This is a genomic window from Methanospirillum hungatei, from assembly GCF_020216685.1.
Taxonomy (GTDB): domain Archaea; phylum Halobacteriota; class Methanomicrobia; order Methanomicrobiales; family Methanospirillaceae; genus Methanospirillum; species Methanospirillum hungatei_B.
Genome location: NZ_JAIWNS010000259.1, coordinates 1 through 4,951, shown reverse-complemented (window position 1 = coordinate 4,951; position 4,951 = coordinate 1). Strand labels below are relative to the sequence as shown.

Sequence of the window (4,951 nt, the reverse complement as noted above, 5' to 3'; positions counted from 1 at the left end):
TTTTCGGGTCACTTGCAACATACAGCACATAACTCATAACACAGAAGAAAAATTGGTTGCCATACCCTTCTCTTTTCGGGTCACTTGCAACATACAGCACATAACTCATAACACAGAAGAAAAATTGGTTGCCATACCCTTCTCTTTTCGGGTCACTTGCAACTGACAAGATCAAGGATCTTGCATCAGAAGTTGCAAGTGTTGCCATACCCTTCTCTTTTCGGGTCACTTGCAACTCATAGGGCGTTCAACACTTGATATGCTTGAAGCAGTTGCCATACCCTTCTCTTTTCGGGTCACTTGCAACCGCCACTTTTTTCGCTTCGATCGACTCAAAACCTATCTTTCCATCCCCCGATTTTCAGGGATCATACCCGGATCGATCTCGAGCTGTTAGTATTTAAAGAAGTAGACATAATATTTAAATCTATTGTATCAATCCGAGCCCATTACGGCCTCCGTTTAGAGATTTTTTACCCGGATCGATCTCGAGGCTTTATTTTATAAAGATCTGGGCAGCCCGTCTAACAGACTTCAATTTATCGTTCTTTCTTAGTGAATAAAGGAGCGACGCAATAAAAAGGGAAAATTATTCTGCAAGGAACTCCTTAGCGAAAAACCGATGTACCGATTCTACACGGATCTCAACCCTGTTTTTCAAGACCCCCTGAGAATATCTGGATATCCCGGCACTCGTATTTCCGGTGATCTGGAGCTCCGTCTCAAAAAATTGTGTAATATGCTCCATTTCGTCATGAGTCATATTATCAAAGACCATATACATCTTAAGTGGTGATCCCTTTGGAATATACTCATTCCCGATTCCTCTCCTACCTGCATACCAGGCATCTGACACAATGAGTCTGCCTCGGTGATGCATCCCTCCAAATATGGAATCGATAATTTTTTTATCTGTCTTTCTCTCTTCAAGCTTATGGCGGAAGAACCCTTTAATCGTCGAACCAGGAATGACAGGCCCGAGTCCGTTTGTAACTGTCGGCTCATCAAGCCCCTTCATAGAAAATTCAGTCTTACACGTGACAATCAGTGTAGCGACCACATGTCCGTCATCAAACCGATGAACCGGCTTTGAAAAAGCCTTCCAGTACCGATCAAACCCTCTGTCCCTATCAGATGAACCGGACAATCCGGCCAGATATCGTTTCGCAGCAGACATACAATCCTTATCAGATACCTTTTCTCTGGATATGACCCCATCATGAAGGGATAATTTCATAAGAGAGTAACTTTTAATCGAACAAAATCCGTGCCCCCTTGTGGAACCTCCACCCAGATGTGCCCGGTTCAAAGAAAACTCACGAAGAGCTAATAGGATTAATCCTGCCTCCTCGTCAGTCCCGTTATCAAGATCAATATGAAATCGAAACTCTGTACCTGCGGAAACGGACTCTTCAGGTCTCATCTGGCCTGTCTTTCCAGGTTTGGGACTTCCAAAGTGCGGTTGTTCACGAAGAAACCCTCGTCTATCCTCCTGGGATCTCCACTCATCTGTCAGATGTGAATCCCTGATTCTCACCTTCGCACCCCCGTTCATCGACCCAAATATCCGACAGGAAACACAGGAATCTTTTCCGCAGAGAACCCCTCCCTCTTTTTTATTCCCGACACTGACACAGCACTTCGAATCATCAAATGTCCTTACCAGACGTTCAAGAGTACTGCGAAGGATCCCTTTCAGGCTGCTCCCCGGAATATATGGCTCAAAAACACCCAAACCTGCATCAAAACACTCAATCGCAGGAGCAGGAGAGAGTGAATACATCGCCGCATTCTGACCGCCGCCAATTCGCATCGGCGTTTTCAGTTCGATAGTCCCTTCAATCTCGTACCGGTTTAAAAACCGGTCTAACGAATCCATACTATCCCCCCTTACTCCTTCTTACTGGTAACACAGGTCCTCCATGCAAGAGCTGCCTGACCTATAAATGATTCATACTGGGAAGTTCCAAATTCATAAACTGTACCGTCAAATTTCCCGTTCAGGTAATCATGAGCTGAAATAATTTTTACCTTTTTAATACTGATCTCAACCTCTCCATACCCTCGTGAAACACCATGACCCATGGTGCCTGCACAGGCATTAAAAAAATCAACCAGAGAGAGAAAACCACCAAGACGGGCATATTCCTGTCCATATAATGAACAATTCTCCAGCGTCACATAACCGGAAAAAACCGTACCCTTAGGCACTGCCTCAAGATCGTACTTACTCCCTGGTTTAGCTTTTCTGGATTTTCTATCAATGGCAACTCCGTCTCTGATAACGGTTAACTGTACCCCTGCAGTTGCATCCCGAATACGGGCAGGTGACGAGTTTCCTCCACTCCCAAAGATCTGACAGACAAGACAGGGATCAACTTCCTTATTCTTTCTTTCCGGATGTTGCTTCAACCACCTGGATGAATAGCACACATCAGGAATCGTGCAGACCTCAACAGAGCATCCCCGCAAAAGCCGTTCAAGTTCTATCCGAAGCACACCCTTGATACTGCTCCCCGGAATAATAGGATAATCCTCATTATTTCTCAGGACGGGAAGATCAACATCAGCCGGACCGGATGATCCATGACCCCCGATATGAAGATCAGACTTCGTCACAATATCCCAGGAAATGACCGCCCGGTTCTCAAAGGATGAAAACATCAGTATCTCCTCCTCTGGTTATTAATTCCCATATTCTGATTATTCTGAAAGTGCTGATTGGCCTTCTGATGATACCCCCCTTCATCTCGTATCCATTTCTGAATCTGTGAAAACACCCGATCAACATCATGATCTGCACCCACAACTTTGAGTTCTGCTTCAAGCATATTCCTGATAGTATCTGATGACTTTGCCTCACCCATGGCAGTAAGAATCGCACAGATCGCATCAGCATTCCAGTTTGCATACCCGATCAGATACTTTAAGAGCTCTCGTACCCGCTCAGGCTCACCTCCAGATCTGTTCAGTTCATTCACATGCTCCATAAGTTTGTTCATAAACGGAAGCATCTGTTCCGGCTTCGTTCCTGCATCTTTCCGGGGGAGAAAATATGCAGCACTCTTGACAAAATGAGTAACAGACGCCGCTGCATCTTCCATCTGATGAAGAGATTCAGGGAGAGTTTTAAATTTACTCCGTGATTCAATAACGAACTTATCATCCTTCACTATTGGCTTAGGCATCAACACTGTAAGCTCATATGACATAAGTACAATCTTTTTCAATTCTTCAGCTTTAATCTGCATTGTTCATCTCCTCCCCGTTTTTTAAAAATTTTGTTGAATCTGTACCTTTGGTATTTTTTCTATCACTGCATCCGGATTTCTGACCTGCTCTGCACAAAGAACCTGGCGTATCTTTGATTCATCCCCATGAAGTTGCTCAATAATTCTGATATTCCAGAGCAGATACTGGACAAATCTCATCCTCTCCCGAACAGAAAGCCCTTTCATTACCGAAATAACCTCAGATCCGACCTTCTTATTGATATTTTTGCGAGCATTCATTTCTGCTATAACCTTCGGATCATTTCCGCCCCTTCCATCAGAGGGCTGAGGCGAGTACCGATCCAGTTCCTCCTTAATTGTGTGCTCAAACCTTGAGGATCTAGCCTGCTCGAAAAAGAACCTGACCTGACCGATTGAATAACTCTCAATATCTTTTCCCTTCCGGATCATTGCAGAAGCGGCAATCTCCCAGGCCTTCTGGTTCAGGTCACCTATATCCATCAGATCACCTCTGAAACAAACAACTCTCCATACCCTGAACTTTGCATATCGCCGATTCCATAAATCTCTAAAGCTGCAAGAGATGCCGGGGAACCAGTAACCACCATACAACTCCCAGGTCCGGTAGCAGGAACAATCTCATCCACCATATTTCCATTCTTCAATGACCATCCCCTGACAACCGACCTGGTAATATACGGATTTGGATCAGAACCAGGAGCCAGATCTCCTTTATATCCTTTTGATTCCAGTCGTTGGTTTATCGTCTCGAAAAATTCCTGGTCTATCCCTATCCTGGAACTGACACCGGTTCGCAGAATACAGGGAGAATTGAGAATAAGAAGATGCTCATCCCTCTCTGATAACTCCGATGACCGGGAAATAATATACTCATCATCCGAAATACATGTAGTCACTGAGAAATCAACAAGACCATAACCCCGTGATCGAAAACCACCAAGTCCACACGCATAGGACGCCTCATTCAAAGTATGAACCACATCATCAACAACTCTATCATCTGCCAGTAGTACAAACCCAAAAGAAACTCCTGGTTCAATACCTTCAATATGATATGGTGAAAGTTGCCATCCGCTTCCCATACTCGTATGACCATCCCTGGTAATCGGACACTTGGTCTCCAGTCTTTTCGGAACAGGATCAGGCTGAACCAGTCTTCTCTCGTAAAAAGATTTCATCCCAACGAGGCCGGTATGTTTCTTTCCCTCCTGCAGACATAGCCTTCCATCTACGGTATGAGTGCATTCATTCTCATCATTCTCAATAAGACTGCCACATTTCTTACACCAACGACTCTTAAGAGGGGCATATACCGAGCGTTCTTTATCTGAAAGAGGATACCCGTTCCTGAAAAAGACATGCATCTTTTCAGGATCATGATCCTCTGCCAGCCCACATGCATCAAACAGTTCCCGGTTATACTGATACAGATACCATCCGATCATCCCCCGGAAGGTCCGGCCAGGGACATACGAAAGCGTTTGTGAAAATGTCCCCCTTGCCCTCCCATTTCCAAAATGAAGTGGGGATACAGATGTTATCGTTCCCTTGATCATCTGCATTTAATGCCCCTCCGAAATTGCTGTCCGACAAGACTTTTTAATCTCACCAATTTCCAGAGCACCAAACCCTCGTGACCGGTTCTTCCCAAGCCCGTACCAGGCCATGGCATGCAGGCTCGCCAGAAAAACCCGTTC

General features: G+C 45.0%; 6 protein-coding genes. All 6 read right to left on the bottom strand.

Going from position 1 to position 4,951, the window contains the following annotated elements; translation table 11 throughout:
• A partial coding sequence (locus LDL35_RS14465) for a hypothetical protein (protein WP_304023712.1) occupies positions 1-229 on the bottom strand: 229 nt, incomplete at its 3' end.
• A 360-nt stretch (positions 230-589) separates the two neighbouring features.
• Positions 590-1,879 (bottom strand): RAMP superfamily CRISPR-associated protein, encoded by a 1,290-nt coding sequence (locus LDL35_RS14460; RefSeq protein WP_304023711.1) that lies wholly within the window; start codon positions 1,877-1,879, stop codon positions 590-592.
• Positions 1,880-1,890: 11 nt separating this feature from the next.
• Positions 1,891-2,664, bottom strand: a complete 774-nt coding sequence (locus LDL35_RS14455; RefSeq protein WP_304023709.1) for an RAMP superfamily CRISPR-associated protein — start codon at positions 2,662-2,664, stop codon at positions 1,891-1,893.
• A complete protein-coding gene (locus LDL35_RS14450; RefSeq protein WP_304023707.1) occupies positions 2,664-3,251 on the bottom strand; it encodes a hypothetical protein in 588 nt (195 codons plus the stop codon). The genes LDL35_RS14455 and LDL35_RS14450 overlap by 1 nt, the downstream gene beginning before the upstream one ends.
• A gap of 21 nt (positions 3,252-3,272) precedes the next feature.
• Positions 3,273-3,734, bottom strand: a complete 462-nt coding sequence (locus tag LDL35_RS14445; protein WP_304023706.1) for a hypothetical protein — start codon at positions 3,732-3,734, stop codon at positions 3,273-3,275.
• The gene (locus LDL35_RS14440) at positions 3,734-4,816 is read right to left on the bottom strand and encodes an RAMP superfamily CRISPR-associated protein (protein WP_304023705.1); all 1,083 of its coding nucleotides are present in this window, start codon (positions 4,814-4,816) and stop codon (positions 3,734-3,736) included. Before LDL35_RS14440 ends, LDL35_RS14445 begins: the two co-directional genes overlap by 1 nt.
• Positions 4,817-4,951 lie beyond the last annotated feature (135 nt).